This window comes from Lactobacillus sp. ESL0263, from assembly GCF_003692845.1.
Lineage (GTDB): Bacteria > Bacillota > Bacilli > Lactobacillales > Lactobacillaceae > Lactobacillus > Lactobacillus apis.
In genome coordinates, this window is sequence record NZ_REHL01000006.1 from 22,069 (window position 1) to 49,053 (window position 26,985).

The following is a 26,985-nucleotide window of genomic DNA, read 5'->3' on the forward strand; positions in this document are numbered from 1 at the left end:
GTTGTTTTAAAAACTTAGTTTTATTAATTCATGATATGAACTAGATAACTATTCAGCTTGGTCTGCTTTCTTATTTCGATAAATGATCACAGCTACAAGCATAAGGATAACCAAGCCTAAAATTGTTAGCCATAATGTATTTTGATAATTCGTCTTCGGCAATTTTTGACCTGTATCGTGCCGAGGCTTTTTATTATATCTCTTATCATACACAGTTTTTGCCGTAGTCGGATTATCCGGAATACTTGGTTTTCCAGGATCTGTTGGAATGCTTGGCTTTTCAGGATTATCCGGACTATCTGGTTCGTCAGGTGCACTTGGAGTTTCAGGATTACTTGGCCATTCTGGTGTATCATTCTTAATTTCCATGTTGACTAAGTTTCCAGCTTTCACTAAACCTGGCTCACCTGCTGCCTCTTTATCAATTGTAAAATCAACTGGCTTACTATTTAAGTAATAACCTTTAGGCGCTTTGGTTTCGATAAATTGGTATTTACCTGGTGCTAAATCAGTTACTGAAACAATACCCTTGTCAGACGAGACCAGTTTATCCAATACTGTCTTACCATCTGCATCAACTACTTTAAATTCTGCTCCAACTAAAGGTTTACCATTACTGTCGGTTTTAACTAATTGAGCTGAACCTTTGTAGTTAATTAATTTTGCTTCAACAACAGTAGGCTCACCTTCAGCTGACTCACTTATGGTGAAATCAGTCGGTGTCGAATTAATAACATAGCCAGTTGGTGCCTTAGTTTCGATAAATTGATATTTGCCTGGTGTTAAGTCGGTGACAAAGACTATACCTTTATCAGACGATACTAAGCTTTCCTGAACTATCTCACCATCTTTATTAACTACTTTAAATTCTGCTCCTGCTAAAGGATTACCTTTACTGTCGGTTTTGACTAATTGAGCTGTACCCTTATAGTTAACTAATTTTGCCTCAACAACTGCGGGCTCACCTTGGGCTGATTCACTTATTGTAAAACTAGCAGGTGCAGCATTCAGCAAATAGCCTGCTGGTGCTTTAGTTTCGACAAATTCATATTTGCCTGGTGCCAAGTCTGAGACAAAGACGATACCACTTTCTGATGATACCAAGTTTTCGCGAACTGTTTTACCATCTTTGTCAACCAGTTTAAACTCTGCTCCAGCTAAAGGATTGCCTTTGCTGTCAGTTTTTACTAATTGAGCTGATCCCTTATAGTTAATTAACTCACACTCTGTAACTACCGCAGCTGGATCTTCCTTAGCTTCTTCATTTATTGTAAAACTAACTGGTGCTGAGTTAATAACATATCCTTCAGGAGCTTTGGTTTCGACAAATTCATATTTACCTGGTGCCAACGATGTAGCTAAAACAACTCCATTGGCATCTGAAGTCAAACCTGATTTAACAATATTGTCATCCCTATCGACTACTTTAAATTCTGCTCCAGCTAGTGGATTGCCTTTACTATCAGTCTTGAGTAGTTTAGCAGATCCTTTATAATTTAGACGCTTATTTTCCCAATCACCTAAGTTAATTGGAGGAATTATTCCGTCAGCTTTCTTTTCTACCGTAAACTCTCTTGGCTTATCGTCTAATTTATATCCAGTAGGTGCCTTTGTTTCTACAATTTGGTACTTGTCTGGAACCAAACCTTCAATCGTGACGATTCCTTCATCGTCTGAAACGACGTTTTCATATCCTTCTACAACTTTTCCATTAGAATCAAGAACTTTAAATTCCGCTCCTTTTAGTGGAAGTTTTGAACCTTTTTCGTCAGGCTCACTCACTTTTCTAAAAGTCACCTTTGTTGGTTCATTATAAATATGAACCACTTTAGTAGTACTGCCTGCTTTATCTTTTACAACCTTGATTCTCTTACCTTTTGCCAACTCATCGCTGACTGTATAGCCAGCAGGAGCTTCAGTTTCAACAACGAGATATTCTTGAACTCGCAAATTACCAAGCTCTAATTCACCGTTTGAATCTGTAACACCTTCACGAACAAGCTTATTTTTCTCCAGCTTTTCATTGATTGTCCACAATTGTAAGTGAACACCTGATAATCTCTTCTTTCCGCTTAAATCCTCTTTAATAAGTTTAATCGATCCCTTTGACCCTGTAGCATTTCCAGACGTGCTAGTTACAACAATCTCCTTAGCTTGACCCTGAGTTATAGTTTGCTCATTCATCCCGGATATACTGGCAGAGTTTGCAACTGTGTCAACTAATTTATCTAAAAGAACTAATGAACGATACTCCACTATATATGATGTGGTAATTTGCTTTAGAAACTCAATTGTAACTACCTGAGCACCTGTTGCATTGTTAGTTTCAATATCTACTTTGTAATCTGTACCTTCAGCTAAAACAGTTGAACTATCTTTTTCGATATTCCCTGCACTGTCAACAATAGTTCCATATATTACGATCCCATCTTTAGAAATAAATTGGTTAGCTGATGGAGTATCCACAATTTTTACGTTGTTTAAAGTAGATTGTGAAGCATTAACTGTTAAGTTCCATTTTACATAACCACTATCATCAGGATCCTGTGCACCATCCTTATCAAGTAATTCGCCGAAATGGGCTGGTGAAATACTCGAGTTTAAATTATGTGATACACCTTCAGTGGTAAAGACCGCCCTATTATTATAATACTGTTGATTGATTACTTTTCCTGCCAGACTTGTTTCGAAGACAAGTACGTACATTTTGTTACTGTTCTCTGGCAAGTTAACCTGTAATGTTGGCAGAGCAGTCGTAGGCTCAACTAGGTCTGCCCCAACTTGATCACCTAAAGTGTAAGTACCATTACTATTGACCGTTGCTTCATATAGTTTCGCGCTACCTGCAACATAATCTTGTGGCGCTTCTATTACATCCGTAATCGTTGCATTTTTCAACTCTTGATGACGATAGTTTACTGCTACTGTCCAAGTAATCTTCTTGTTAATCGCATTATACACACCAATTTTGTTTCCATTGTATTTAAATCTTTGCAGTGGATCAAATTCTACCCAATCTGTGCTTGAATGACTGCCACCAGATTTATCCATCCAGTTTGCAGTAGCCGTATTTTTAAATATAAATGAATCTTCACTTCCAGTGCCTTCTATTGCAGCAATATCAAAATTAGTTTTATAGGTTATGGCATATTTATGATCAGTGCCGTTTTTCAGTTCGCCTTCAAATTCTACCTTAAAGCCATTGTCGGTTTTAGTAAATGTATATTGATCTGAACTTAACGCTTTCCCTTCGGTTAGATCGATGATTCTGAAACTACCATCTACTAATTTTTGTCCTTTACTGAATGTATCCTCCAAATACCAATTTTTCAGCAAATAGCCAGACTTATTAATTTGAATTTGCCATGGGATTTCATGAGTTACGTAGTCAATATCACCGTCAATACTCTTAGCAATACTCTGCTGGTTTGCATCCCCTTTAATCTCATCTTTATGTCCAGTACCTTCACTCTCGTCACTATCTCCGATATCTGTTATGACAGAATTAGAAATTGGAGTAGTTTCGTCAACATAACCGTTCACTTTTGTTTGGTAGTCAATTCTAACTGGATAATCGATTTCCTTTAAAAACCTAATGATAAATCGGTGCGCATTAGATGAACTTTCTTCTATTACGTAATCGCTACCTTCTACCAAGGAATCGCCAATTATTTCATCATCACCAGCACCAGTAAATGAAATCCTAAATAACTTAACGGAATCTTTGACTAAAGAAAGCCTATCACACATTGTATCCGTAATCGTTGAGCCAGCGGGATGCTTCCTTTCGTTGTAGTTGTATCTAACAATCCATTTATATATTTGATCATTACCTGTGGCAAACGGACCATTTTTTGTAATTGGTCGCTCATAATGGGCAGTGACGCTCGCTTCAGCAGATGTGCTGGAAGTACCATCATCAAGAGTAGCACGGTTTTTGAATTCTACGTTTCCACCCTTCTCAGGTTTTCTATCCTCATCAATCATTGTTGTATAAACAACATGAAAGGCTTGATGAGTCTCTGCGTACTTTCCAATAAACTTAATGGTTTCAGTCGAACCAGATGAGATTCTTTTATAATCTACGCCTTCGGTTAATGGGTGATCCCTGTCAATATTTACAATAGCACCAGTGCCATCTACAGTTTCTGGATAAATCTCAACACTCTTCAGACTTGTACCAGCAGGTACAATATCAACAAGCTCGGCATCCTTCATATTACTTAAGGGACGATTAATATTGACTTCCCAAACTATTCCAGTTGGATTAGGTACTTTATTAACGTGACCGCTTTTATCTATAGCTTGATCATAATTTGGACGAATACGAATTTTGCTTGGTCCAGCATTATCTTCATTTGGTGTTTGAATGACAACTACTCCAGGTTCAGTCCGCTTAAACTTTGTTGAATAACTGAAGCTACCCATTATATCATGATCAGTTTCTACATTCTTGTTGAATTCAAACCGTACTCTACCATCAGTGAAAACTTCATATGAACCATATTGACCTAGATTTCCTATAAGTGGTCCAGTTCCCGGAAAAACTCGAATGGCATCTGGTAAGCTAAATTCGAAATAATCACCTTCCTTAATCACTCCGAATAATTCTTCAGGAAGACTCCAAGAGTAATTTACTTCAACACTTGCATTAGCTGGTATGCTATCTAAGTCCGTACATATGTGACCATTGCTATCAATATATACAACTTTTACATCGTCAATAATGGTTGCAGGACTAATTCCCACTTTAGATAATAAATCACGGATGTTTTGCTTGCCGCCATCACGTTTTATTTTTACTTCTTTAGCTTTATCAGCAGATTCAGATTCCTTTTCAGACTCTTCTGTTTCTTTAGCTGCATCTTCTTCTGATTCTGACTCATGCGTTTTTAGCGGTGCCTTTAGTGTTTGAACACCATTTGTAAGCATCAGATTATCATCTTTTAAATCTGAAGAGTCGAGTAAAACAGAAAGGATAATTGTTCCCTCTGTTCTAGGAGCAATCTTCATCTCTATTTTATTTTTGTTGATAACGTAATCAACTTTAGTTGACTCAGTTTTATTTTCTATTTTTACATCTTTAACGGTTGCGTCTTCGTTAAAGATCAACGTTTGGCTTTCTTCTGTCTGAGCTTTAAAAGAAAGGCTTATTTTCGCTTCAATCGTGTCTTTCTCTTCTTTATCGACAGATAAAGAAGTTAACTGAAAGTCGCCTTGATTTTCTACAGCAAAGACAACTGTCGGCATCATATACTGTAAGAGAACCATTAAACTCATAAAGCAAAATAGTGCCTTTTTAATTTTTTCCATATTAAATTACACTTCTCCATATTTTTATATTTCAAAAAAATAATGACCATACTATTAAATGAAAATTTCTATAAAATGTCTTACAAGCAGTAGGTATAGTAACAACTACACCAAATTAAATAACACATATCATAGAATTATTTATTTAATCATCACGTTTTATGATTATATATTATGGTAACTTTTGCGTCAACATAGCATTTATAAGCTAAATAACAAACTGGAAAAATAAAATAACATAGTATTACAGTAAGAACTATCGCTTCTTTCTTTGATATCTATATGTGAACCGACTTTTCATAAATAACAGTTAAATACAATTTTGCTCATCTATAATCCAATTATATTTTTTTATTAATGACACATAGAATTCATGTATATTCTACCCGTATACTTCTTTTTTCAAAACTTGAGAAAAGAAAAAAGCTGGAACTATAATTGGTTCCAGCTTTGAATATTTATCTATGCATTACTACATATTTTCTTCAATTTTAGGTGCAAGCAAACTTTGCATCAAGGTCATATCAACAGGGCGGTACGTACTATCAATGCACTCTTCCCAATACTCTAGGTGTTTTTTATCAATATAGCTCTCCGAGTCTTCAACTGCATTACCATTTTCACCTTGAATTGAGTACCAGTAAAAGTACATATAGCCATCGGCATTTTCTTCTTTAAAAACAGTTTCAACATACATTTTTTCACCAGCCATCGTTGCAACTGTATCAGCATGATGATCATTTAGAAATTCCATCCACTTTTCAGCCCTTTGTTCTTTACCTTTTTTAATTCTAAAGCGAGTTAATTCTATTTGTACCATTATCTATCTCCAAAAAATTACAACAAAAAAGCACTTACTAAACTACAGTAAGTGCTTTTTTTATTTTAAGCTCTGCAATCTTACGGCAAAACGTTAATAAATATGAAATAAAATTAACGCTTACTGAATTGTGAAGCTTTACGAGCTTTCTTAAGACCTGGTTTCTTACGTTCAACCATTCTTGGATCACGAGTTAAGAAACCTGCCTTCTTCAATGGACCACGGAAATCTGGGTCTACTTCAAGAAGAGCACGAGCAATACCTAAACGGATTGCACCAGCTTGACCTGAGAATCCACCACCATTTACGTTAACTTTAACGTCATATTGGTTGTCAGTTTCTGTCAAAGTCAATGGTTGCTTCAAGTCCTTAACTAAGTTAGGGAATGGAATGTATTCATCAATGTCTTTGTTGTTAACAGTAATTTTACCACTGCCTGGTACTAAACGTACACGCGCAACTGAATTCTTGCGACGGCCAGTACCTGCATATGCAACTTGTTGTGCCATTTAATTTAACCTCCTAGATTAATTTGTTAATGTCTAATTTTTCAGGCTTTTGTGCTTCATGCTTGTGGTCTTCACCAGCATAAACATGCATCTTCATGAATTCTTGGTGACCAAGAGTATTCTTTGGAAGCATTCCCTTAACTGACAATTCAACTAATCTAACTGGGTTGTTGGCAAGTAAGTCACCTGCTGGGGTAGCTTTTAAGCCGCCACGGTAAGAAGAGTGGTGGTAGTAAATCTTGTCAGTAGCCTTTTTACCAGTTAACTTAAGCTTAGCAGCGTTAATAATAATAACGTTGTCACCTGTGTCAACATTTGGTGTATATTGAGGCTTGTTTTTACCTCTTAAAATAGTTGCTACTGCAGTAGACAGACGACCTAAAGATACGTCTGTTGCGTCAATAACATACCACTTACGTTCAATTTCATTAGGTTTTGCTAATTGTGTAGTACGCAATTTAATTTCCTCCGTTAATACGTTGTTTGAAAACAATAAGATTCCGGGGCCTATCGTGGACAAACATACTTAAATAGAATACGTCTATTTAAGCAGTTTGTCAATATTAATCCTTATCCAGTCGATATTTTTTGGGGATATCTTCATAAAAAACATGGTATAAAAATAGACCATTTGCTTGTGCAGTTTCTCTGACCTGTTCCCGATCTTTTGCCTCAATTACTCTAGGAAGATCATCCACCGGTCTTTTCCCATTGCCAATCTCTAATAAAGTTGCAACAAGAATTCGCACCATATTGTACAAAAAGCCGGAGCAAATAAAATCAAAAACAATTTCGTTTTCTTGCTCATCTTTTTGAATATTAACATAATACATTGTCCGTACTTTATTCTTTATTTGTCCACCACTTGCAGCAAAACTAGTAAAATCATGAGTACCAATTAGGTCAGTCGCAGCCTGCTGCATCTTTTCCAAATTAACTGGATACGGATAATGTCCTGTATAAAAACGTTTGAATGGATCAACAAAGCGATCTAAGCTAACGTGATAACGATACCATTTACCTTTTGCACTATAGCGAACATGAAAACTTTCATCAACTATTTCACATTCTTTAAAAACAATATCGAGAGGCATAATTGAATTAAGAGCCCGAATCATTCTTTCTGGCGGAATTTTTGTTCCCGGATAATCGAAATGAATAACCTGCCCTAATGCATGAACCCCAGAATCTGTTCTGCCTGAGCCTTCAATTGGAACATCTTGTCCCTTAGTCATTTTTTTCAAAGCTGCTTCAATTGTCCCCTGCACCGTTCTCTGATTGGGTTGAGATTGAAAGCCATGAAACAAGTGACCGTCATAGGCCAAAGTCATCTTATATCTAGTAGTCATTAATGTGTCCTAAAAACTAATAACAATACAATTAAAATAGCAAAATAGCCCAAATTCACTAAGTCATATTTTGACCACTTTAAAACGCGAAACTTGGTTCTACCTTCGTCTCCGCGATAACCACGCGACTCCATTGCCGTCGACAGATCAATCGCAGTTTCAAGCGAACTAATGAACAGTGGTACTAAAAGCGGTGTTACAGCTTTAGCCCTGGTAATTAATCCACCATTATTAAAGTCCGCTCCCCGCGATCTCTGCGCATTCATGATTTTAAATGTTTCATCAAATAATGTTGGAACAAAACGCAACGCAATCGACATAACCAAAGCAATTTTATCAACAGGAACCTTTATTAGCTTCAGCGGTGTCAAGATCCATTCAATTGCATCAGCAATTTCAAGTGGCATAGTTGTAACCGTCATAACGGTCGAAATCAAAATAATTACCGTAAAGCGAATAAAAATGAATATCGCATTCTCAATACCATAGCTTGAAACTGCAAATATTGTCCATCGCCAATATACTTTTCCTCCCACAGTAAAAAAGAGCTGCAAAAAGGAAGTAAATAGTATCAACCATATTAACGGTTTGACACCATCCCAAAAAATCTTTGGCTTTAACTTAGTAGCAGCAACAGCAACTAAGCTAAATACTGTAACAATTAAATAAGAAAGAGGGTTATTCGCCATAAAAACAATCAGAATAAAAAAGATAGTGGCTAGTAATTTACCGCGTGGATCCATTTTATAAACCAGCGAGTTACCAGAAATATAGCGCCCAATTAAAATTTTACTCACGCACACTCACCCCTTTAAATTCTTTTCTATTTCTTTTACCAAATCGCGTTTTGTTAACGGTGGCTTAGCAAAAGTGAAATTTTCCAGCTGTGCAGCGAAAAGTGAAGCCTTGGGTTCTTCTAAATGATGTTCTTCAAGCCACGCACGGTTTTTAAATACTTGGTCAGGGCAATCATGCATCAATAGCTTACCATGCTCCAAGACAAGAACGTCGTCAGCATAATTAGCTACATCATCCATATTATGTGTAACCAAAATAATAGTATGACCAGCTTTTTGATATTCAGAAAACAAATTCATCATCTGCTTACGTGCACGTGGATCAAGACCAGCTGCGGGTTCATCAAGGCATAAAATATCTGGTTCATAAGCCATTACACCTGCAATTGCCACACGACGCATCTGTCCGCCAGAAAGTTCAAAAGGAGAGCGTTCACCAATTTCATCAGGTAAACCAACCTTATTTAGCCACGAACGTGCACTTTCTTTAGCTTCCTCTTCACTAAAACCAAAATTTTTTGGTCCAAATGCTATATCATCAAGTACAGTATTTTCAAACAACTGCGACTCTGGAAATTGGAATACTAAACTAACATGTTTACGAAGTTGTTTTAGGTTCTTGTTGGAAGTTTCAGGTGTTATCGTTGTTCCTGCAATTTCAATTTGTCCTTCGGTAGGCTTAAGCAACGCATTAAAATGTTGCATCAGCGTAGACTTACCACTTCCAGTATGTCCTATAATTGCAGTAAAAGAGCCCTCTTTTAACTCAAAACTAATATTATCAAGCCCTTTTTTCTCTAATGGTGAGCCTGGTGAATATGTATATCCTACTTTTTCGAATTTAATTGACATAAGTACTTAATCAACTCTTTTTCTGAATTAACTTGTTCTGGTATTGGAAATTCATCCTCGAGTAATGCCTGTTTTACTTGCATATAAAAAGGAATATCTAAACCAATTTCTTTTAACAACTTGGCTTGTGCGAATACATCTTTAGGAGTGCCCTGGGTAATTAAATGACCGTCGTCCATCACAATCACATTATCTGCCAAACTTGCTTCATCGATATCATGTGTAATTGCAATAACCGTTAAATTGTAATCATCCTGCATCTGATGAACTGTCTTTAAAATCCGATCTCTGCCTTCAGGATCAAGCATTGAAGTTGCCTCATCCAAAATAATTACTTTTGGCCTAATTGCAATAATACCGGCAATTGCTACCCGCTGCTTTTGACCGCCTGATAAGTTAGCTGGCTCAGTATGTGTATAATCCGTCATTCCCACAGCTTTAATTGCTTCTGGAACAAGCTTTACCATTTCCGACCGGGGTACTCCTCGATTTTCCAATCCAAAGGCTACATCATCAGCAACTGTTGCTCCTACAAATTGATTATCGGGATTCTGAAAAACTACCCCAACTTTATTTCTAATGTCCCAGACAGAATCATCAGTTAGTTTTGTTCCATCAACTTCGATAAATGAGTCTTCATTTTCATTCGGAACTAATAAGCCATTGATTAAACGGACGATTGTCGATTTACCACTTCCGTTATGACCGATAATTGATGTCCAAGATCCTCTCGGAATCTCAAAGCTAAGTTGATCAATAGCAGGCGAATCAGACTCAGGATACGTGAAGCTGATATTTTTGATTTTTATAATATTATCTGTTGTCATGATTTCACCTTTCTCACAGTATGATTTAATTGTACCAAAAAATAACTAAAATTCTTCGATGATCGTGCTTTCTTACACTTTTTTATTTTTTCTCTTTAAGACTATTAATCACATATTTCGTTAGATGATTATCAGTTCAGCTGCTTCACACCGCATAATGTTATTGGTAAACTTTTCGATTTATAACTCTATCTTTAAGAGTTAAATTTTCTATTACTGTATCTATTATAATAACTTATGGTTAAGGTTAAAACTAGACATTCAAAAAGATGATTTCTAAAAATAAAAATCCTGCTGATAGCTTAAGCAAGCTGACTCAGCAGAATAAAAAAGAGCAAAAAAAATCACCCATGAGGAGGGATAATTTACTTATCTAAGCTAGACTAAACTTTCGTCATCATCTTAACGCTTATTCTCACTCTCACGGGTAATTCTTAATAGCTATTAAGTTGGTTATCTAAATTAAACTAATTCTAGAATAACCATTGGAGCTGCATCGCCTCTACGAGGTTTAGCCAACTTCATAATTCTGGTGTAACCACCATTACGGTCTTTATAACGAGGTGCAATATCGCTGAAAAGCTTTTGCAATGCTGATTTTACAACAACTGCATCTTTTTCTTCTTGAATATCAGCAACTTCATTACGTACGTAACGAGCAGCTCTTCTTCTTGCAGCTAAGTCACCACGCTTGCCTAAAGTAATCATCTTTTCGGCAGTTTTGCGAACTTCCTTAGCACGTGTTTCAGTAGTAACAATACGTTCGTTCATGATCAATTGAGTGGTCATTTCTCTAAGCATTGCTTTTCTTTGTGCACTATCGCGACCTAATTTACGGTATGCCATCAGTTTACCTCCTTTTATTTGTTAGGTTAATCTTCTTGACGAAGTGAAAGTCCCAAATCAGTTAATTTGTTTTTAACTTCTTCTAATGACTTGCGTCCCAAATTACGTACACGCATCATATCTGCTTCTGTCTTATCAGTCAGTTCTTGCAGAGTATTAATACCAGCACGCTTCAGGCAGTTGTATGAACGAACAGACAAATCAAGCTCTTCAATTGTCATTTCAAGCTTCTTCTCTGCAGTGTCGTCCTCTTTTTCAACCATCACGTCATTGAATTGGGTATTTGCATCAGCAGTTTCAAACACTTTAAAGTGTGCTACCAAAATTTTAGCAGCAAAACTAAGGGCGTCATTAGGTTTGATTGAACCATCAGTCCAAATCTCTAAAGTGAGCTTGTCAAAATCATCTCTTTTACCAACACGAGTTGATTCAACTTGATAATTAACTTTTTCAATTGGTGAAAAGAGAGAATCAACTGGAATAACACCAATTGGCATATCTTCACTCTTATTTTCACTTGCTGCAACGTAACCACGGCCATTTTTAACTGCAATTTGCATGTGTAAGTGTCCACCTTCAGCAATAGTACAAATATATTGCTCTGGATTAAGAACCTGCACATCTGAGTCGACTTTTAAGTCATCTGCAGTAACAGTAGCCGGACCTTCAACGTCTACTTCAATTGTCTTTTGCTCATCAGAAAATGATTTCAATTGAAGCTTCTTTAGGTTCAAGATTATTTTAGCAACGTCTTCTCTAACACCTGGAACGGTTGAGAATTCGTGTAAAACATCATCAATTTGAACATAAACAAGTCCAGTACCTGGAATAGATGTAAGTAAAACTCTACGTAATGAGTTACCTAGAGTAGTACCGAAGCCTCGTTCTAGTGGTTCAATGACAAATTTACCATAAGACTTCTCTTGGTCCACAACGGTAATATTTGGTTTTTCAAATTCAATCATTACTAGGCCCCTTTCAAAACGCAACGTCCTTCATTAAGAACAAAATTAAACACGACGACGTTTTGGTGGTCTAGAACCATTGTGGGGAACTGGTGTAACATCACGAATTGCAGTGATTTCTAAACCAGTAGCTTGAAGTGATCTGATAGCAGATTCACGTCCAGCACCAGGACCTTTAACGGAAACTTCTACATGTTTCATTCCTTGGTCCATTGCACTCTTAGCTGCAGCTTCTGCTGCCATTTGAGCAGCAAATGGTGTAGATTTACGGCTACCTTTAAAGCCCAATGCACCAGCTGAAGACCAGGCAATTGCATTGCCTTGAGCGTCAGTAATCATGACTAAAGTATTATTAAACGTAGAGTGAATGTGAGCAACGCCTTTTTCAACGTGCTTCTTTACACGACGTTTACGTGCTGTTTTAGGCATCAATAAACCTCCTTATAATTTTATTTATCTCTTCTTACTGCCCTTACGTGTACGGGCATTATTCTTGGTATTTTGTCCACGAACTGGAAGTCCACGGCGGTGACGCATACCACGGTAAGAACCAATATCAATTAACCGTTTGATATTCATGCTGACTTCTCTACGTAAGTCACCTTCAACACGGTATTTATCAACTTCTGCGCGAAGCTTTTCTTGGTCATCTGGAGTCAAATCTTTTGAACGTATGTCTTCAGAAACACCAGCATCCGCACAAATTTTCTGAGCTGTTGGTTCACCAATACCGTAAATATATGTTAATGCAACAACGATTCTTTTATCTCTTGGTAAGTCAACACCAGCAATACGTGCCATAAATTGCACCTCCTATTTTGTTTTTAACCTTGACGCTGCTTGTGCTTTGGGTTTGCAGGGCAAATAACCATTACACGACCATGTCTTTTAATAATCTTACAATGTTCACACATTGGTTTAACAGATGGTCTAACCTTCATGTTTCCCTCCGTTATTATTTTATATACCGATAAGTAATTCTACCTTTTGTTAAGTCGTAAGGAGAAAGTTCAACAGTAACACGGTCTCCAGGCAAAATACGAATATAGTGCATTCTGATTTTACCAGAAACATGTGCTAAAATTTCAGCTCCATTTTCCAATTCAACTTTAAACATAGCATTAGGTAAAGTATCAATAACTTTACCCTTTACTTCAATGACATCATCTTTTGCCAAAGTGGTTCCTCCGCATTTAAACAGTCATACTTTGAAATTATAACACGGAAAAGTAAATATACAAATTATTACTATTTACTTAAAACCGCATCAACACTTTCAAAGACTTTTTCTGGAGTTTGCTCACCGTCAACGACGCTGAGAATTCCATTCTTTTGATAATAGTCTTTTAAAGGTGTATTCATCTTTTCGTTAACTTGTAAACGATTCTTTACTACTTCTGGCTTGTCATCTTCACGTTGGTAAAATTCGTGGCTACCACAACGATCACATGTACCCTCAACTTTAGGCATCTTTGTAATCTTATTATATGTTGCACCACATTTTTTACACATGAAGCGTGCTGACAAACGATTTACTAAAGTATCTTCTTTAACTTCAAGTGAGATAACATTAGTCAAAGGCTTATTTAGCTTTTTAGTGATTTCTTCTAAAAGTTCTGCTTGAACTAAAGTTCTTGGAAAACCATCTAGAATGTAGCCTTCCTTAATATCAGGTTGGCCCAAACGTTCTTCAACTAATCTAGCTGTAACCTCATCCGGTACCAAATCACCTTTGTCAATATAACTCTTAGCTTCAAGACCAACCTTGGTCTCATTAGCCATTGCTTCTCTAAACATATCCCCAGTTGAAATATGAGTTAGATGATACTTATCAACAATTTGCTCTGATACTGTTCCTTTACCAGCACCTGGCAAACCTAAAAGAAATAAATTAATCATTTATTCGTTCCTATCTGATGAATCCTACATATTCTCTCTTCATTAACAAGCCGTTAATTTGACGAGATAACTCCAAGACAACCCCAATTACGATCAATAAACTAGTTCCACCTAGTCCGATTGAACTTGGTAAGCCCCACAAATTAGTTGCAAGTTGTGGTAGCAATGCTACCAAACCTAAAAATACTGAACCAACAGTTGATAATCTAATCAACACTTTTGAAACGTATTTTTGAGTATCCTTGCCTGGCCATACACTAGGAATGTATGCACCTTGTTTTTGCAAGTTCTTAGCAAGCTTCTCAGGATTAACCTGAACAAAAGCATAAAAGAAAGTAAACAGTACAATCAACACTGTGTAAATTACTACACCAGGCGTAGTTTGCAGACTAAAGATTGTAGTCATTACCTTGTACCATTGTTGATCGCCTTGGGTTCTTTGAAAGGCCATTAAAATTGTCGCTGGTGTTACGATAAACGAACTAGCGAAAATTACTGGAATAACACCTGAAACATTAACTTTTAATGGTAAGAAACTTTCTGAGCCACTGGTAGTTGCTCGTCTAGTGTATTGGATTGGAATTCGGCGATCTGCCTGTTCAACCCAAGTAACAATTTGAGTTACGATGAGTATTGCAATGATAATCGCAATGAAGAACACAATTCCTTGCCAACGGTCACTCGCACTATTGTTAATAACTTCATCTTTATAAAGCTGCCATAGGCCGCGCGGAAGTCGAGCAATAATACCAGCAAAAATGATAACTGAAACTCCGTTTCCTAAACCTTTATCAGTGATTTCATCACCTAACCAGGTTAGTAACATTGTTCCGGCAGTCATCACAATTGCAATCTCAACATAGGATTGCCAAGTCTGTGATTTGACTAATCCCATCTCAGTCAAAGCGTTGAAACCAAGCGTGATTCCGATACTCTGAATGAAAGCAACAACCAATGCAAGCCATCTTGTCACATTGTTTGTCTTACGACGACCTACTTCACCTTGCTTTCCCCATTCTACTAATGTAGGAACTATATCCATTTGCAATAATTGAATAACAATTTGAGCAGTGATATACGGGGAAACACCCAGTGAAAAGATTGAGTAGTTATCTAGTCCACCACCGGACACAGTGTCCAGCATTGGGACCAAACCAGTTTGTGCAACTTGAGTAATCGCTTTTGCATTGACACCTGGAACAGTAATGTTAGCTCCAATGCGATAAAGCAAAAGAATAAAGAGGGTAAAATAAATCTTATTTCTAATTTCTTTATCCTTAAAGGCGTTCTTCAAAGTCGAAAACATTAGATCACCTCAACAGATCCGCCTGCAGCTTCAACTGCTTTCTTGGCAGCGGCGGAAACTTTGTTAACCTTTACGTTTAACTTAACTTTCAACTCACCATTGGCAAGTAATTTAACGCCTGATAATTCTTTCTTTACCAAACCGTTTTCTTTAAGACTTGCGATAGTTACTTCGTCATTGTCTTTAAACTTGTTTAAGTCGTCTAAATTAATAATTGCATATTCTTTACGGTTAACATTCTTAAAACCACGCTTAGGCATAGTTCTGAATAATGGCATTTGTCCACCTTCAAAACCTAAACGAGTGTGTCCACCTTGACGGGCTAATTGTCCCTTTTGTCCACGGCCTGAAGTCTTACCGTAACCACTTGAAGTACCACGTCCAACACGTTTTCTAGTATTGCGTGAACCCTCAGCAGCATGTAATTCATGAAGCTTCATTAATTCGGCACCTCCTCAATAATTTATTTGTTGATCTCTTCAACTGAGATCAAGTGTGCAATTTTCATCAATGCACCACGAGTAGCAGCGTTGTCTGGTAGAGTAGCTGTACTATTGATTCTACCTAAGCCCAAAGCTTTAACAATTTTTTGTTGATTAGGTAGACGGTGCGCAGCACTTCTAATTAAAGTAACTTTTAATTCAGTCATTTATATTGTCTCCCTAATCTAAATCTGCGTGACGAAGCTTTTCAACATCTTCACTAGTTCTAAGCTTCTTCAAACCATCAATAGTTGCACGAACAACATTAATTGGAGTGTTTGAACCGAGTGACTTAGAAGTAACATCTGCGATACCAGCCATATCCATAACGATACGAACGGCACCACCGGCAGCAACTCCGGAACCAGCTGGGGCAGGTTTAATTAAAATACTACCTGAACCATAGTGTCCAATTACCTCATGAGGAATAGTAGTACCAACCTTAGGAACAGTAATCATGTTCTTTTTACCAGCTTCAACGGCCTTACGGATTGCTTCTGGAACTTCTTGAGCTTTACCAGTACCAAAGCCTACACGACCTTTTTTGTCGCCAACGATTACCAAGGCAGCAAATCTCATTCGTTGACCACCCTTGACAACCTTGGTGACACGATTAATTGCTACTAACTGATCTTCGATGTCGTCTTTATTTCTGCGATTATTACGAGAATCGTTGCGGTTTGCCATGTATTTATCTCCTTCCCTAGAAATCTAATCCGTTTTCACGAGCGGCATCTGCCAAAGCTGAAATACGGCCGTGGTATAAGTAACCACTTCTATCGAACACAACATTTGAAATGTTTTTAGCTTTTGCTGCTTCGGCAATTGCCTTACCAACAGCTTGAGCCTGTTCTACTTTAGCTGAATCCTTTGCAACAGAATCATCTAAAGATGAGGCACTTGCTAGCGTTACACCCGCTACGTCATCAATTAATTGAGCGTAGATGTTTTTATTTGAACGAAAAACGCTTAAGCGTGGGCGCTCAGCAGTACCAGAAATTTTGCCACGAATACGTTTGTGACGCTTTAAGCGTAACTTGTTTTTATCTGGTTTTGAAATCACAATTTCACCTCAAAAATTTATTTACTATTTACCTGTCTTACCTTCCTTACGACGTACGTATTCGTCAGTGTAACGAATACCTTTACCCTTGTAAGGCTCTGGTGGACGTACATCGCGAATTTCAGCAGCAAATTGTCCAACATTTTGCTTTGAAATTCCTTCTACTTCAATTTCAGTTGCTGAAGTAGCTTTTACGGAAACACCTTCTGGTGCAGTCATTTCTACTGGGTGTGAGTAACCAACATTTAAAGTTAACTTGTTGCCTTGTGCAGTTGCACGGTAACCAACACCGATTAACTTCAAAGTCTTCTTATAACCATTAACTACACCTTCAACCATTGAAGCTAAGTTAGCTCTTTCAGTACCATGAAGTGCCTTATCACTTTCACTTGAACGTGAAAAGTTGATCTTGCCATCTTCTTGCTTGAAAGTAATCTTTGGATCAAAGTATCTAGTTAATTCACCCTTAGGTCCCTTAACGGTGATGTTGTCACCATCTTTGGTAACTGTGACACTATCTGGGACTTCAATTGTTTTTAAACCGATACGGCTCATTGATTGTTCTCCTTTCTGTCAAAATTACCAAACGTAAGCAACAACTTCGCCACCAACGTCTTTTTGTCTAGCTTCTTTATCGGTAATTACACCGGCAGAAGTTGAAACGATGGCGATACCTAAACCGTTAAGAACTTTAGGTAAGTTTTCAGCACTTACGTAGTTTCTAAGACCTGGCTTAGAAATACGCTTTAAGCCTGAAATGACACGTTCTCCGTCTGGACCATATTTCAAGAAAATCTTAATCATGCCTTGCTTGTTGTCATCAGTAACTTCGTAATCACGGATGAAGCCTTCGCGTTTCAAAATTTCTGAAATAGATTTTTTAATGTTTGATGCAGGAATTTCAACTGAACTATGCTTTGCCATGTTGGCATTTCTAATTCTAGTCAAGTAATCTGCGATCGGATCTGTCATGACCATTTATGCTATCCTCCTAACCGTATTACCAACTAGCCTTTTTAAGACCTGGGATTTGACCTTTGTGTGCTAAATCCTTCAAGCAAATACGGCATAAACCAAATTTACGATATACGGAGTGTGGACGACCACATCTCTCGCAACGAGTGTATTCACGTGAAGAAAACTTAGCAGGACGATGATTTCTAATTTTTTGTGATGTTTTAGCCATTAGTGTCCTCCATTATTTTGCAAACGGCATACCAAATTGACTTAAAAGCTCACGAGCTTCTTCATCAGTGTTGGCAGTAGTAACGATAACAACATCTAAACCTCTTGTACGATTAACTTTATCAAAGTCAATTTCAGGGAAGATAAGTTGTTCCTTAATACCTAAAGTGTAGTTACCACGACCATCGAATGAACGGCTTGAAACACCGCGGAAGTCACGAACACGAGGAAGTGAAACACTAATTAACTTGTACAAGAAGTCATACATTCTATCTCCTCTAAGGGTAACCTTAGCACCGATAGACATACCTTCACGTAAACGGAAGTTAGCGATTGACTTCTTAGCCTTAGTTACTAAAGGCTTTTGACCTGAGATTAAAGCTAATTCTTCGACAGCTTCATCCAAGTTCTTTGCATTAGTAACAGCGTCACCAACACCCATGTTCAAAACGATCTTTTCGATTTTAGGTACTTGCATAACTGAGCTGTATTCAAACTTTTCTTGCAATGCAGGAACAATTTTTTCTTTATATTCTTCTGCTAAATAATTTGCCATTTGTGTCCTCCTTCCTATTTCTTAGTTTCTTCTTTTTTGCTTTCAGACTTAGCAATAACCTTAACGTTTGATGCGTGGATTGAACCTTCAGATTCAACTACACCACCATTAGCATTGGTTTGAGAAGGTTTTTGGTGTTTCTTAATTGTATTAACGCCTTTAACAACCACACGGTTTTTCTTAACGTTAACAGAAAGAACAGTACCTTCTTTGCCTTTGTCTTTTCCGGCAATAACTTTTACTTTGTCACCAGTTTTAACAAACATCAGTGCACCTCACTTAATTATAAGACTTCAGGAGCAAGAGAGACGATTTTCATAAAGTCGTGCTCACGCAACTCACGTGCAACAGGCCCAAAGATACGAGTACCGCGTGGGCTCTTATCTGCATTAATTACAACGCCGGCATTTTCATCAAATTTGATGTATGAACCATCTTCACGGCGTGCGCCTGATTTTGTTCTAACAATGACAGCTTTGACAACGTCACCTTTTTTGACAACGCCACCTGGTGTTGCTTGTTTAACAGTTGCTACTACGATATCACCAATGTTACCGGTCTTACGTCTTGATCCACCTAAGACTCTAATAACTAATAGTTCTCTGGCACCAGAGTTATCAGCAACCTTCAAACGGGATTCATTTTGAATCACTATTTAATCCTCCCCTCACTAAATCCGCAAAACTATACAGATTTCTTGACAATTTTTACTAAACGGAAGCGCTTTGTACGAGATAATGGACGGGTTTCCATGATACGAACAGTATCGCCAACTTTAGCTTCATTTTTTTCGTCTTGTGCGTAGTACTTCTTGGAGTACTTGATACGCTTCTTGTAAACAGGGTGATTCTTGTAAGTATCAACAACAACTGTAATAGTCTTGTCATTCTTATCTGAAACTACTCGACCTTGATATACGTGACGACGATTTCTTTCGATTGTTTCGCTCAAGTTAATAACTCCCTTCCACTAATCTTTCTTCAATGCATCTTCACTTAGAATTGTTTTAATTCTAGCGATGTTTTTACGGACTTTGCGTAGACGAGCGGTATTTTCTAATTGACCCGTTGCTTGTTGGAAACGCAAGTTGAAGAGTTCTTCTTTGTATTGCTTTTCCTTGTCCAACATCTGATCAGTGGTTAGTGCTCTGATATCCTTAGCCTTCATTAGAATTGCCACCTACTTCCGAACTTCTTTTCACAAACTTACATTTAATTGGCAATTTTGTTGAAGCAAGTCTTAAAGCTTCACGAGCAACTTCTTCACTAACTCCGCCAATTTCAAACATAATCTTTTCTCTCTTAACTACAGCTACCCAACCAGCTGGTGCACCTTTACCGGAACCCATCCGGACACCAACACCTTTGGCAGTGTATGACTTTTGAGGGAAAATTCTAATCCAAACTTTACCACCACGCTTCATGTAACGAGTCATCGCAACACGGGCAGCTTCGATTTGTTGATTAGTAATCCAGTGAGATTCAAGAGCTTGTAAACCGTATTCGCCGAAAGCGATGGTCTTACCACCCTTAGCAGCACCACGCATCTTTCCACGGAATTCACGACGGTGCTTTACTCTTTTAGGTACTAGAGGCATTATTTGTTTCCTCCCTTCACAGCTTTTGCAGGATTTTTACTCTTTGAAGGTAAAACTTCTCCGCGGTTGATCCATACTTGAACACCAATTTCACCGTATGTAGTGAAGGCATTTACCCAAGCGTAATCAATGTCAGCTCTTAAAGTTTGTAATGGAACACGACCTTCAGTGTGCCATTCTCTTCTTGCCATGTCAGCACCGTTTAAACGACCAGAAGTTTGAACTCTGATTCCTTTGGCACCAGCACGCATAGATCTTTGAGTTGCTTGGCGCATAGCACGTCTGAAAGCAACACGAGCTTCAAGTTGAGCTGCAATACTGTCAGCAACTAACTTAGCATCAAGATCTGGCTTCTTAATTTCAACAATATTAACGTGAACTTGCTTCTTAGTTAATGCATTTAATTGTTTTCTTAAAGCTTCAACTTCAGAACCACCTTTACCAATTACCATACCAGGCTTTGAGGTATTAATTGATACGTTGATTCTATTTGCTGCACGTTCAATTTCAATAGTAGAAACAGAGGCATCCTTTAATTTCTTTGAGATGAAGTTTCTAATCTTCAAGTCTTCATTTAAGGTTTCTTTATATCCTCTGTCAGCATACCATTTAGATTCCCAGTCACGAATTACGCCGAGACGAAAACCATTTGGGTTAATTTTCTGACCCATTAATATACCTCCCTTAATCGTTCTTTTCTGAAACTACAACAACTACATGACTAGTTCTCTTGTTAATTGGAGAAGCCATACCCTTGGCACGTGGTCTAAATCTCTTTAAAGTAGCACCCTCATTTACGTATGCTTCTGATACGTAAAGGTTAGCACTTTCAAGATCGTAGTTATGTTCTGCGTTAGCGATTGCTGAACGTAAAACTTTTTCAACGATTGGGGAAGCAGCTCTAGGCGTAAATTCCAAGATTGCCAATGCTTCAGCAACATCTTTGCCGCGAATCAAATCAACGACCAAACGTGCTTTTCTTGGAGCAATACGAACAGTTCTTGCTTCAGCCCTAGCTGAACTAATTTGTTCTGCCATTTAAGTGTTTCTCCTTCCTCTATTTTCCAGTGGCCTTGTCGTCAGATGTCTTGTGTCCATGGAAAGTTCTCGTTGGAACAAATTCACCTAACTTGTGACCAACCATGTCTTCAGTAATATAAACTGGAACATGTTTTCTACCATCGTAAACAGCTATAGTCAAACCAACGAAGGAAGGGAAAATAGTTGAACGACGCGACCAGGTTTTAATAACCTGTTTTTTCTCTGTGTCTGCTTGTGCATCGACTTTCTTCAGCAATGATGCATCAGCAAAAGGCCCTTTTTTAATACTACGGCTCATTAATTAACCCTCCTTCTGTTACTTGCTACCCTTACGGTGACGAATAATTAACTTCTCGCTAGCTTTCTTACTATCTCTAGTCTTAATACCGCGAGCTTTCTTACCCCAAGGAGTCATAGGTTGTGGACGACCAACTGGAGCCTTACCTTCACCACCACCATGTGGGTGATCGTTAGGGTTCATTACAGAACCACGAGATTGTGGACGTCTGCCTAACCAGCGACTACGGCCAGCCTTACCTAATTGAATCAATGAGTGTTGTTCATTACCAACAACACCAATAGTTGCACGACAAGCTGACAAAATCTTACGAACTTCGCCACTTTGTAATCTAACTAAAGTGTACTTACCGTCATTACCTAAAACTTGAGCACTGGTGCCGGCACTTCTTACGAATTGTCCACCTTTGCCAGGTCTTAATTCAATGTTGTGAATTGAAGTACCAGTTGGAATGTTTGCTAATGGTAAAGCGTTACCTGGTTTAATATCTGAATTTGGACCAGATTCAACAACATCGCCAACTTTTAAGCCTTTAGGAGCTAAAATGTAAGCTTTGATACCATCAGTGTAGTGTAAAAGCGCAATGTTAGCACTTCTGTTTGGATCATATTCAATAGACTTAACAACAGCCTTTGCATTGTCCTTGTTACGCTTAAAATCGATGATACGGTACTTTTGTTTATGACCACCACCACGGTGTCTACTTGTAATACGACCATATGAGTTACGACCTGCAGTATGTGATTGAGATTCAAGTAAGGTACGTTCTGGCGTAGTCTTAGTAATCTCAGCAAAGTCGGAAGAAGTCATATTACGGCGACCATTTGTGGTTGGCTTATAAATTTTAATAGCCAATTGACTGACCTCCTATTACTTATTTTCTTCTTGATTTTCGTCTTTGAAAATCTTAATGTCGTTTGAATCATCAGTTAATGTGACAATTGCTTTACGCGTACGAGCAGTCTTACCAGTGTAACGACCAACTCGCTTGTCTTTACCACGAACATTCATGATATTAACTTTCTTAACTTTGACATCAAAGATTTCTTCGACAGCATTACGAACTTGAGTCTTGGTTGCAGTTAAAAGCACGTTGAAAGTGTACTTCTTATCATCCATTAAGTTCGTTGACTTTTCAGTAATGATAGGTCTTAAAATGATATCATGTGCACTCATTTTCTCGAAGCCCCCTCAACATTCTCTTCAATCTTCTCAATAGCATCCTTAGTCAAGATCAATTTGTCATAGTTGACAACGTCTTCAACGTTTAAACCGTTGATAGGAACAACCTTAACCTTTGGTAAGTTTCTAGCTGAAAGTTGTACATTCTTGTCTTCTGAAACAACAAGTACTTTACCTTCAATATTTAAGCTGTCTAACATTGACTTGAATTCTTTAGTCTTAGGAGCAGACATTGTCAACTGGTCTAAAACGATCAAATTCTTATCAATCAACTTTTGGGAAAGAACTGACTTGATAGCCAAACGACGTTGCTTTCTTGGCATTGAATATGCGTAAGAACGTGGAGTTGGTCCGAAGACTACACCACCGCCACGCCATTGTGGTGAACGGATAGAACCTTGACGAGCACGACCAGTACCTTTTTGCTTCCATGGCTTTTTACCACCACCGCGAACAGCAGATCTATTCTTAACTTTTGAGGTACCTTGACGCTTGCCAGCTCTTTGTCTGATGATTGCGTCGAAAACTACGCTTTCGTTTGGTTCGATACCAAATACTTCATCTTTTAAAGTAACTTCACCGGCATCTTTACCTTTTTGATCGATAACTTTTAAATTAGCCATTCTAGTCCTCCTTCCTATTTACTATTCTTAACAGCAGATCTAACAGTAATTAAAGAGTTCTTAGCGCCTGGAACGTTACCTTTAATAAGTAAAACATTCTTATCTGCTACAACTTTTTCAATTACTAAGTTTTCAATGGTAACTTTCTTCATACCCATGTGACCTGGCAAACGCTTGCCCTTTGGTACACGGTTAATGATGGAACCCATTGAACCAGGAACTCTGTGGTATCTTGAACCGTGAGTTTCAGGTCCACGTGATTGGCCCCAACGCTTAATGTTACCTTGGTATCCATGACCTCTTGTAGTACCAGTAACGTCTACGACGTCACCTTCCTTAAATGTGTCCACAGTAATTTCTGAGCCGACTTCGTAGTCCTTAAGCTCAACTCCGCGGATTTCACGTATGAAGCGCTTAGGCGAAGTCTTTGCTTTTTCAGCATGACCTTTTTCTGGTTTGTTGCTCAAAACTTCACGCTTGTCTTGGTATCCCAATTGAACTGCTTCGTAACCGTCTGATTCAACAGTCTTAACTTGCATAACAACGTTAGGAGTTGCTTCAACAACAGTTACAGGAACAAGGATGCCATCTTTGGTGAAGACTTGAGTCATACCGACTTTTCTTCCTAAGATTCCTTTGGTCATGATTACACCTCTTTCTTTTTAAAAATTATAATTTGATTTCGATGTCAACGCCGCTTGGTAGATCAAGCTTCATTAAAGAATCAACAGTTTTAGGTGTAGGACTTAAAATATCGATTAAACGCTTGTGCGTACGCATTTCAAATTGTTCACGTGAGTCCTTGTTCTTGTGTGGTGAACGAAGAACAGTAAACAAAACCCTTTCTGTTGGTAGTGGAACTGGACCTGAGATCTCAGCACCAGTTCTCTTAGCTGTTTCTACAATTTTAGCAGCCGATTCATCGAGAATACCATGTTCGTAAGACTTAAGTCTAATACGAATTGATTGACTTGCCATTGAATTACCTCCTCAACGTCTTCTTTTTAAAAGATGACTAGCTTCCGCAAAAATTCCCAGCACCACCTCTGTGGCAATGCAGCCTGGTGTGCCGCAACCTTTTGCATCAACGCTTTACAACAAATATGTGCATTAGAGCATAGTATGCCCTAAGCGCACAAAGACTAGTATACTGATTTTATGGCTAGATATCAAGGGTTTTAGGATATTTTTCTCGATTTTGACCAATTAATTAATATACTTTTTTTCAAAAATTAAGATTAAAAATTTTCAACAGCGCCTAATTTACTATCTATAGCTCGATATAGCAAGAAAATTGCTTATTTTTAAACAAAAAAAGAGCTATTGGATTTACCAATAGCTCGATTAAACAAATTGTTTAGTTAAAATTATTCAGCGTTATTGTTGTTACCGCCACGACTCTTAATAATTTCTTCTTGAATTGACTTAGGAGTTGCAGCATAGTGGTCAAATACCATAGTAAATGTACCACGACCTTGAGTTGATGAACGTAAAGTAGTTGCGTAACCAAACATTTCAGCAAGTGGAACCATTGCATTCAATACTTTGGCACCAGCACGGTCTACCATGTTGTCCATTGTACCACGACGAGCAGTAACTGAACCCATTACATCACCCAAGTATTCTTCAGGAGTAATAACTTGTACCTTCATAATTGGTTCAAGAATTACAGCACCAGCCTTAGGAGCGGCATTTCTTAAAGCAAGAGATGCAGCAACCTTGAAGGCAGCTTCTGATGAATCGACTTCGTGGTAACTACCATCGTAAAGCTTAGCCTTAACATCGATCAGTGGGTAACCTGCAAGGATACCGTTCTTCATTGATTCTTGCAAACCAGCATCAACTGATGGGATAAATTCACGAGGAACTACACCACCGACGATGGCATCTTCAAATTCGTAGCCTTTACCTCTTTCATTTGGAGTAAATTCAATCCAAACGTCACCGTATTGACCCTTACCACCAGATTGACGAACAAACTTACCTTGTGCTTTAGCTTCTTTAGTGAAGGTTTCACGGTAGGCAACTTGTGGTTCACCAATCTTAGCTTCAACGTGGAATTCACGCTTCATACGTTCAACCATGATTTGTAGGTGTAATTCACCCATTCCTGAAATCAAAGTTTGACCAGTTTCAGCGTTAGTTTCAGCTCTGAAAGTTGGGTCTTCTTCAGTTAACTTTTGTAAAGCAACATCAAGTTTATCACGGTCAGCCTTTGATTCAGGTTCGATTGACACTTGGATAACTGGGTCTGGAACTTCCAAACTTTCCAAAATCAATGGATGATCTGGGTCAGTTAAAGAGTCACCAGTAGTAGTGTTCTTCAAACCGATAGCACCAGCGATATCACCTGAGAAGACTTCAGAAATTTCACTTCTTGAGTTAGCGTGCATTTGCAATAAACGACCAACACGTTCACGACTGTTCTTTGATGCGTTTAAAACGTATGAACCTGATTCAAGTGAACCAGTGTAAACACGAATGTAAGTTAAACGACCAACAAATGGGTCAGTAGCAATCTTGAATGCTAAAGCTGAGAATGGCTTATCGTCACCAGCAATCAATTGAACTTCTTCATCAGTCTTAGGATCATGAGCGATATAAGGCTTAACGTCTAATGGTGATGGTAAGTAATCAACAACACCATCAAGCATCATTTGAACACCCTTGTTCTTAAATGCTGAACCTGCAAAGACAGGGAAAGCCTTTAATTCCAAAGTTGCTTTACGAAGAGCAGCCTTTATTTCATCAACGGAAATTTCTTCACCGTTAAGGTATTTCTCCATAACTGCATCGTCAACGTCAGCAACTTGTTCAATTAACTCGTTACGACGTCTTTCTGCTTCTTCCTTGTATTCATCAGGAACTGGAATAGTGTCCCACTTAGAACCAAGTTTGTCTTCATCATAAACATCAGCAACCATGTTGATTAAGTCGATGACACCTTCAAAAGTATCAGCAGAACCGATAGGCATTTGAACAGCGATTGCGTTAGCATTTAGACGTTCATGTAAAGAAGTAACAGACTTATCAAAATCTGCACCAATTTTATCCATCTTGTTAACAAAAACAATACGAGGAACACCGTAAGTTTCAGCTTGACGCCAAACGTTTTCGGTTTGTGGTTCTACACCTGCTTGACCATCAAGAACAGTTACGGCACCATCAAGAACACGTAGGGAACGTTCAACTTCGATAGTGAAGTCAACGTGTCCTGGGGTATCAATGATGTTAATTCTGTAGTCATTCCATTGAGCTGTAGTAGCAGCAGACGTAATAGTGATACCACGTTCTTTTTCTTCTTCCATCCAGTCCATTTGTGAGTCACCTTCGTGGGTCTCACCAATTTTATGAATCTTACCAGTGTAATAAAGAATACGCTCAGTAGTGGTAGTCTTACCCGCATCAATGTGGGCCATGATACCAATATTACGTGTTTTTTCTAATGGAAACTCACGTTTATTAGCCATAAATT

General features: G+C 38.1%; 38 protein-coding genes. All 38 read right to left on the reverse strand.

The window, feature by feature from the left end:
• Window positions 1-48: 48 nt before the first annotated feature.
• The 38 genes from F5ESL0263_RS06460 to fusA all read right to left on the reverse strand — a co-directional run bounded on the left by F5ESL0263_RS06460 (window position 49) and on the right by fusA (window position 26,980).
• Window positions 49-5,313, reverse strand: coding sequence for a SpaA isopeptide-forming pilin-related protein (locus tag F5ESL0263_RS06460; RefSeq protein WP_122035748.1), 5,265 nt, complete (start codon window positions 5,311-5,313; stop codon window positions 49-51).
• Between the two features lie 472 nt (window positions 5,314-5,785).
• A complete protein-coding gene (locus tag F5ESL0263_RS06465; RefSeq protein WP_122035750.1) occupies window positions 5,786-6,133 on the reverse strand; it encodes a DUF6176 family protein in 348 nt (115 codons plus the stop codon).
• Between the two features lie 113 nt (window positions 6,134-6,246).
• On the reverse strand, window positions 6,247-6,642 hold the full coding sequence (rpsI, locus tag F5ESL0263_RS06470) for a 30S ribosomal protein S9 (RefSeq protein ID WP_074425745.1): 396 nt from the start codon (window positions 6,640-6,642) through the stop codon (window positions 6,247-6,249).
• 13 nt (window positions 6,643-6,655) lie between these two features.
• A complete protein-coding gene (gene rplM / locus F5ESL0263_RS06475) occupies window positions 6,656-7,099 on the reverse strand; it encodes a 50S ribosomal protein L13 (RefSeq protein WP_103752399.1) in 444 nt (147 codons plus the stop codon).
• 106 nt (window positions 7,100-7,205) lie between these two features.
• The gene (truA, locus tag F5ESL0263_RS06480; protein WP_122035752.1) at window positions 7,206-7,991 is read right to left on the reverse strand and encodes a tRNA pseudouridine(38-40) synthase TruA; all 786 of its coding nucleotides are present in this window, start codon (window positions 7,989-7,991) and stop codon (window positions 7,206-7,208) included.
• The gene (locus tag F5ESL0263_RS06485) at window positions 7,991-8,788 is read right to left on the reverse strand and encodes an energy-coupling factor transporter transmembrane protein EcfT (protein ID WP_122035754.1); all 798 of its coding nucleotides are present in this window, start codon (window positions 8,786-8,788) and stop codon (window positions 7,991-7,993) included. The genes truA and F5ESL0263_RS06485 overlap by 1 nt, the downstream gene beginning before the upstream one ends.
• Before the next feature lie 6 nt (window positions 8,789-8,794).
• Window positions 8,795-9,640 (reverse strand): energy-coupling factor transporter ATPase, encoded by an 846-nt coding sequence (locus F5ESL0263_RS06490; RefSeq protein ID WP_122035756.1) that lies wholly within the window; start codon window positions 9,638-9,640, stop codon window positions 8,795-8,797.
• The gene (locus tag F5ESL0263_RS06495; protein ID WP_046307538.1) at window positions 9,616-10,467 is read right to left on the reverse strand and encodes an energy-coupling factor ABC transporter ATP-binding protein; all 852 of its coding nucleotides are present in this window, start codon (window positions 10,465-10,467) and stop codon (window positions 9,616-9,618) included. The genes F5ESL0263_RS06490 and F5ESL0263_RS06495 overlap by 25 nt, the downstream gene beginning before the upstream one ends.
• A 462-nt stretch (window positions 10,468-10,929) precedes the next feature.
• Window positions 10,930-11,313: a 50S ribosomal protein L17 gene (rplQ, locus tag F5ESL0263_RS06500; RefSeq protein WP_122035758.1), complete on the reverse strand. Its 384-nt coding sequence runs from the start codon at window positions 11,311-11,313 to the stop codon at window positions 10,930-10,932.
• Window positions 11,314-11,339: 26 nt separating this feature from the next.
• Window positions 11,340-12,278, reverse strand: a complete 939-nt coding sequence (locus F5ESL0263_RS06505) for a DNA-directed RNA polymerase subunit alpha (RefSeq protein WP_046307542.1) — start codon at window positions 12,276-12,278, stop codon at window positions 11,340-11,342.
• Between the two features lie 45 nt (window positions 12,279-12,323).
• Window positions 12,324-12,707, reverse strand: a complete 384-nt coding sequence (gene rpsK, locus F5ESL0263_RS06510; RefSeq protein ID WP_046307544.1) for a 30S ribosomal protein S11 — start codon at window positions 12,705-12,707, stop codon at window positions 12,324-12,326.
• A gap of 24 nt (window positions 12,708-12,731) precedes the next feature.
• Entirely contained in the window at window positions 12,732-13,079 is a 348-nt protein-coding gene (rpsM, locus tag F5ESL0263_RS06515) for a 30S ribosomal protein S13 (RefSeq protein WP_046307546.1), read from the reverse strand.
• 23 nt (window positions 13,080-13,102) lie between these two features.
• Window positions 13,103-13,219, reverse strand: coding sequence for a 50S ribosomal protein L36 (rpmJ, locus tag F5ESL0263_RS06520; RefSeq protein WP_046307548.1), 117 nt, complete (start codon window positions 13,217-13,219; stop codon window positions 13,103-13,105).
• 14 nt (window positions 13,220-13,233) lie between these two features.
• Window positions 13,234-13,455, reverse strand: a complete 222-nt coding sequence (gene infA, locus F5ESL0263_RS06525) for a translation initiation factor IF-1 (protein WP_046307550.1) — start codon at window positions 13,453-13,455, stop codon at window positions 13,234-13,236.
• Between the two features lie 71 nt (window positions 13,456-13,526).
• Window positions 13,527-14,177: an adenylate kinase gene (locus F5ESL0263_RS06530; RefSeq protein ID WP_122035760.1), complete on the reverse strand. Its 651-nt coding sequence runs from the start codon at window positions 14,175-14,177 to the stop codon at window positions 13,527-13,529.
• Between the two features lie 10 nt (window positions 14,178-14,187).
• Window positions 14,188-15,483: a preprotein translocase subunit SecY gene (secY, locus tag F5ESL0263_RS06535; protein ID WP_046307552.1), complete on the reverse strand. Its 1,296-nt coding sequence runs from the start codon at window positions 15,481-15,483 to the stop codon at window positions 14,188-14,190.
• Window positions 15,483-15,923 carry a 50S ribosomal protein L15 gene (gene rplO / locus F5ESL0263_RS06540; RefSeq protein ID WP_046307553.1) on the reverse strand — a complete coding sequence of 147 codons (441 nt, stop codon included), beginning with the start codon at window positions 15,921-15,923 and terminating at the stop codon, window positions 15,483-15,485. The genes secY and rplO overlap by 1 nt, the downstream gene beginning before the upstream one ends.
• A gap of 23 nt (window positions 15,924-15,946) precedes the next feature.
• Window positions 15,947-16,132 carry a 50S ribosomal protein L30 gene (gene rpmD / locus F5ESL0263_RS06545; protein WP_046307554.1) on the reverse strand — a complete coding sequence of 62 codons (186 nt, stop codon included), beginning with the start codon at window positions 16,130-16,132 and terminating at the stop codon, window positions 15,947-15,949.
• Between the two features lie 13 nt (window positions 16,133-16,145).
• Complete coding sequence (gene rpsE / locus F5ESL0263_RS06550; RefSeq protein WP_046307555.1) at window positions 16,146-16,652, reverse strand: 30S ribosomal protein S5; 507 nt, start codon at window positions 16,650-16,652, stop codon at window positions 16,146-16,148.
• Between the two features lie 16 nt (window positions 16,653-16,668).
• Complete coding sequence (gene rplR / locus F5ESL0263_RS06555) at window positions 16,669-17,028, reverse strand: 50S ribosomal protein L18 (protein WP_074425750.1); 360 nt, start codon at window positions 17,026-17,028, stop codon at window positions 16,669-16,671.
• Between the two features lie 24 nt (window positions 17,029-17,052).
• Complete coding sequence (gene rplF, locus F5ESL0263_RS06560) at window positions 17,053-17,583, reverse strand: 50S ribosomal protein L6 (protein WP_046307557.1); 531 nt, start codon at window positions 17,581-17,583, stop codon at window positions 17,053-17,055.
• Between the two features lie 24 nt (window positions 17,584-17,607).
• Window positions 17,608-18,006 (reverse strand): 30S ribosomal protein S8, encoded by a 399-nt coding sequence (gene rpsH / locus F5ESL0263_RS06565; protein ID WP_046307559.1) that lies wholly within the window; start codon window positions 18,004-18,006, stop codon window positions 17,608-17,610.
• A gap of 22 nt (window positions 18,007-18,028) precedes the next feature.
• On the reverse strand, window positions 18,029-18,214 hold the full coding sequence (locus tag F5ESL0263_RS06570) for a type Z 30S ribosomal protein S14 (RefSeq protein WP_046307561.1): 186 nt from the start codon (window positions 18,212-18,214) through the stop codon (window positions 18,029-18,031).
• A 12-nt stretch (window positions 18,215-18,226) separates the two neighbouring features.
• Complete coding sequence (gene rplE / locus F5ESL0263_RS06575; RefSeq protein WP_046307563.1) at window positions 18,227-18,769, reverse strand: 50S ribosomal protein L5; 543 nt, start codon at window positions 18,767-18,769, stop codon at window positions 18,227-18,229.
• A 14-nt stretch (window positions 18,770-18,783) separates the two neighbouring features.
• Window positions 18,784-19,035, reverse strand: a complete 252-nt coding sequence (gene rplX / locus F5ESL0263_RS06580) for a 50S ribosomal protein L24 (protein ID WP_046307564.1) — start codon at window positions 19,033-19,035, stop codon at window positions 18,784-18,786.
• 17 nt (window positions 19,036-19,052) lie between these two features.
• Entirely contained in the window at window positions 19,053-19,421 is a 369-nt protein-coding gene (gene rplN / locus F5ESL0263_RS06585) for a 50S ribosomal protein L14 (RefSeq protein ID WP_034980437.1), read from the reverse strand.
• A gap of 32 nt (window positions 19,422-19,453) precedes the next feature.
• A complete protein-coding gene (gene rpsQ / locus F5ESL0263_RS06590) occupies window positions 19,454-19,720 on the reverse strand; it encodes a 30S ribosomal protein S17 (protein ID WP_046307565.1) in 267 nt (88 codons plus the stop codon).
• Between the two features lie 18 nt (window positions 19,721-19,738).
• A complete protein-coding gene (gene rpmC, locus F5ESL0263_RS06595; RefSeq protein ID WP_046307567.1) occupies window positions 19,739-19,936 on the reverse strand; it encodes a 50S ribosomal protein L29 in 198 nt (65 codons plus the stop codon).
• Complete coding sequence (rplP, locus tag F5ESL0263_RS06600) at window positions 19,926-20,366, reverse strand: 50S ribosomal protein L16 (protein WP_046307568.1); 441 nt, start codon at window positions 20,364-20,366, stop codon at window positions 19,926-19,928. Before rplP ends, rpmC begins: the two co-directional genes overlap by 11 nt.
• A complete protein-coding gene (gene rpsC, locus F5ESL0263_RS06605) occupies window positions 20,366-21,037 on the reverse strand; it encodes a 30S ribosomal protein S3 (RefSeq protein WP_046307570.1) in 672 nt (223 codons plus the stop codon). The genes rplP and rpsC overlap by 1 nt, the downstream gene beginning before the upstream one ends.
• Before the next feature lie 13 nt (window positions 21,038-21,050).
• Window positions 21,051-21,404: a 50S ribosomal protein L22 gene (rplV, locus tag F5ESL0263_RS06610; RefSeq protein WP_046307574.1), complete on the reverse strand. Its 354-nt coding sequence runs from the start codon at window positions 21,402-21,404 to the stop codon at window positions 21,051-21,053.
• 19 nt (window positions 21,405-21,423) lie between these two features.
• On the reverse strand, window positions 21,424-21,705 hold the full coding sequence (gene rpsS, locus F5ESL0263_RS06615; protein ID WP_046307575.1) for a 30S ribosomal protein S19: 282 nt from the start codon (window positions 21,703-21,705) through the stop codon (window positions 21,424-21,426).
• An 18-nt stretch (window positions 21,706-21,723) separates the two neighbouring features.
• The gene (gene rplB, locus F5ESL0263_RS06620; RefSeq protein WP_122035762.1) at window positions 21,724-22,560 is read right to left on the reverse strand and encodes a 50S ribosomal protein L2; all 837 of its coding nucleotides are present in this window, start codon (window positions 22,558-22,560) and stop codon (window positions 21,724-21,726) included.
• 15 nt (window positions 22,561-22,575) lie between these two features.
• Window positions 22,576-22,881, reverse strand: a complete 306-nt coding sequence (gene rplW / locus F5ESL0263_RS06625) for a 50S ribosomal protein L23 (protein ID WP_046307577.1) — start codon at window positions 22,879-22,881, stop codon at window positions 22,576-22,578.
• Window positions 22,878-23,510: a 50S ribosomal protein L4 gene (rplD, locus tag F5ESL0263_RS06630; RefSeq protein ID WP_046307581.1), complete on the reverse strand. Its 633-nt coding sequence runs from the start codon at window positions 23,508-23,510 to the stop codon at window positions 22,878-22,880. The genes rplW and rplD overlap by 4 nt, the downstream gene beginning before the upstream one ends.
• Window positions 23,511-23,524: 14 nt before the next feature.
• On the reverse strand, window positions 23,525-24,154 hold the full coding sequence (rplC, locus tag F5ESL0263_RS06635; RefSeq protein WP_046307583.1) for a 50S ribosomal protein L3: 630 nt from the start codon (window positions 24,152-24,154) through the stop codon (window positions 23,525-23,527).
• 25 nt (window positions 24,155-24,179) lie between these two features.
• A complete protein-coding gene (gene rpsJ, locus F5ESL0263_RS06640; RefSeq protein ID WP_046307586.1) occupies window positions 24,180-24,488 on the reverse strand; it encodes a 30S ribosomal protein S10 in 309 nt (102 codons plus the stop codon).
• Between the two features lie 389 nt (window positions 24,489-24,877).
• The gene (fusA, locus tag F5ESL0263_RS06645; protein ID WP_074425752.1) at window positions 24,878-26,980 is read right to left on the reverse strand and encodes an elongation factor G; all 2,103 of its coding nucleotides are present in this window, start codon (window positions 26,978-26,980) and stop codon (window positions 24,878-24,880) included.
• Window positions 26,981-26,985: the final 5 nt, after the last annotated feature.

Bases quoted from the DNA above. Each gene is read 5' to 3' on its own strand.
- rplD (WP_046307581.1), bottom strand. From the start codon at position 23,510: ATGGCTAATTTAAAAGTTATCGATCAAAAAGGTAAAGATGCCGGTGAA.
- rpsJ (WP_046307586.1), bottom strand. From the start codon at position 24,488: ATGGCAAGTCAATCAATTCGTATTAGACTTAAGTCTTACGAACATGGT.
- rpmD (WP_046307554.1), bottom strand. From the start codon at position 16,132: ATGACTGAATTAAAAGTTACTTTAATTAGAAGTGCTGCGCACCGTCTA.
- truA (WP_122035752.1), bottom strand. From the start codon at position 7,991: ATGACTACTAGATATAAGATGACTTTGGCCTATGACGGTCACTTGTTT.
- F5ESL0263_RS06460 (WP_122035748.1), bottom strand. From the start codon at position 5,313: ATGGAAAAAATTAAAAAGGCACTATTTTGCTTTATGAGTTTAATGGTT.
- rpsH (WP_046307559.1), bottom strand. From the start codon at position 18,006: ATGGTCATGACAGATCCGATCGCAGATTACTTGACTAGAATTAGAAAT.
- rpsC (WP_046307570.1), bottom strand. From the start codon at position 21,037: ATGGGTCAGAAAATTAACCCAAATGGTTTTCGTCTCGGCGTAATTCGT.
- rplW (WP_046307577.1), bottom strand. From the start codon at position 22,881: ATGAGTGCACATGATATCATTTTAAGACCTATCATTACTGAAAAGTCA.
- fusA (WP_074425752.1), bottom strand. From the start codon at position 26,980: ATGGCTAATAAACGTGAGTTTCCATTAGAAAAAACACGTAATATTGGT.
- F5ESL0263_RS06495 (WP_046307538.1), bottom strand. From the start codon at position 10,467: ATGACAACAGATAATATTATAAAAATCAAAAATATCAGCTTCACGTAT.
- F5ESL0263_RS06465 (WP_122035750.1), bottom strand. From the start codon at position 6,133: ATGGTACAAATAGAATTAACTCGCTTTAGAATTAAAAAAGGTAAAGAA.
- rpsM (WP_046307546.1), bottom strand. From the start codon at position 13,079: ATGGCACGTATTGCTGGTGTTGACTTACCAAGAGATAAAAGAATCGTT.
- F5ESL0263_RS06570 (WP_046307561.1), bottom strand. From the start codon at position 18,214: ATGGCTAAAACATCACAAAAAATTAGAAATCATCGTCCTGCTAAGTTT.
- rplF (WP_046307557.1), bottom strand. From the start codon at position 17,583: ATGAGCCGTATCGGTTTAAAAACAATTGAAGTCCCAGATAGTGTCACA.
- secY (WP_046307552.1), bottom strand. From the start codon at position 15,483: ATGTTTTCGACTTTGAAGAACGCCTTTAAGGATAAAGAAATTAGAAAT.
- rplV (WP_046307574.1), bottom strand. From the start codon at position 21,404: ATGGCAGAACAAATTAGTTCAGCTAGGGCTGAAGCAAGAACTGTTCGT.
- F5ESL0263_RS06505 (WP_046307542.1), bottom strand. From the start codon at position 12,278: ATGATTGAATTTGAAAAACCAAATATTACCGTTGTGGACCAAGAGAAG.
- F5ESL0263_RS06490 (WP_122035756.1), bottom strand. From the start codon at position 9,640: ATGTCAATTAAATTCGAAAAAGTAGGATATACATATTCACCAGGCTCA.
- F5ESL0263_RS06530 (WP_122035760.1), bottom strand. From the start codon at position 14,177: ATGATTAATTTATTTCTTTTAGGTTTGCCAGGTGCTGGTAAAGGAACA.
- rplC (WP_046307583.1), bottom strand. From the start codon at position 24,154: ATGACCAAAGGAATCTTAGGAAGAAAAGTCGGTATGACTCAAGTCTTC.
- rplQ (WP_122035758.1), bottom strand. From the start codon at position 11,313: ATGGCATACCGTAAATTAGGTCGCGATAGTGCACAAAGAAAAGCAATG.
- rpsE (WP_046307555.1), bottom strand. From the start codon at position 16,652: ATGGCAAACCGCAACGATTCTCGTAATAATCGCAGAAATAAAGACGAC.
- rpsK (WP_046307544.1), bottom strand. From the start codon at position 12,707: ATGCCTAAAACAGCACGTAAACGTCGTGTAAAGAAGCACGTTGAAAAA.
- rpmJ (WP_046307548.1), bottom strand. From the start codon at position 13,219: ATGAAGGTTAGACCATCTGTTAAACCAATGTGTGAACATTGTAAGATT.
- rpsI (WP_074425745.1), bottom strand. From the start codon at position 6,642: ATGGCACAACAAGTTGCATATGCAGGTACTGGCCGTCGCAAGAATTCA.
- rplX (WP_046307564.1), bottom strand. From the start codon at position 19,035: ATGTTTGTTAAAACTGGTGACAAAGTAAAAGTTATTGCCGGAAAAGAC.
- rpsS (WP_046307575.1), bottom strand. From the start codon at position 21,705: ATGAGCCGTAGTATTAAAAAAGGGCCTTTTGCTGATGCATCATTGCTG.
- rplO (WP_046307553.1), bottom strand. From the start codon at position 15,923: ATGAAGCTTCATGAATTACATGCTGCTGAGGGTTCACGCAATACTAGA.
- rpmC (WP_046307567.1), bottom strand. From the start codon at position 19,936: ATGAAGGCTAAGGATATCAGAGCACTAACCACTGATCAGATGTTGGAC.
- rplE (WP_046307563.1), bottom strand. From the start codon at position 18,769: ATGGCAAATTATTTAGCAGAAGAATATAAAGAAAAAATTGTTCCTGCA.
- rplP (WP_046307568.1), bottom strand. From the start codon at position 20,366: ATGCCTCTAGTACCTAAAAGAGTAAAGCACCGTCGTGAATTCCGTGGA.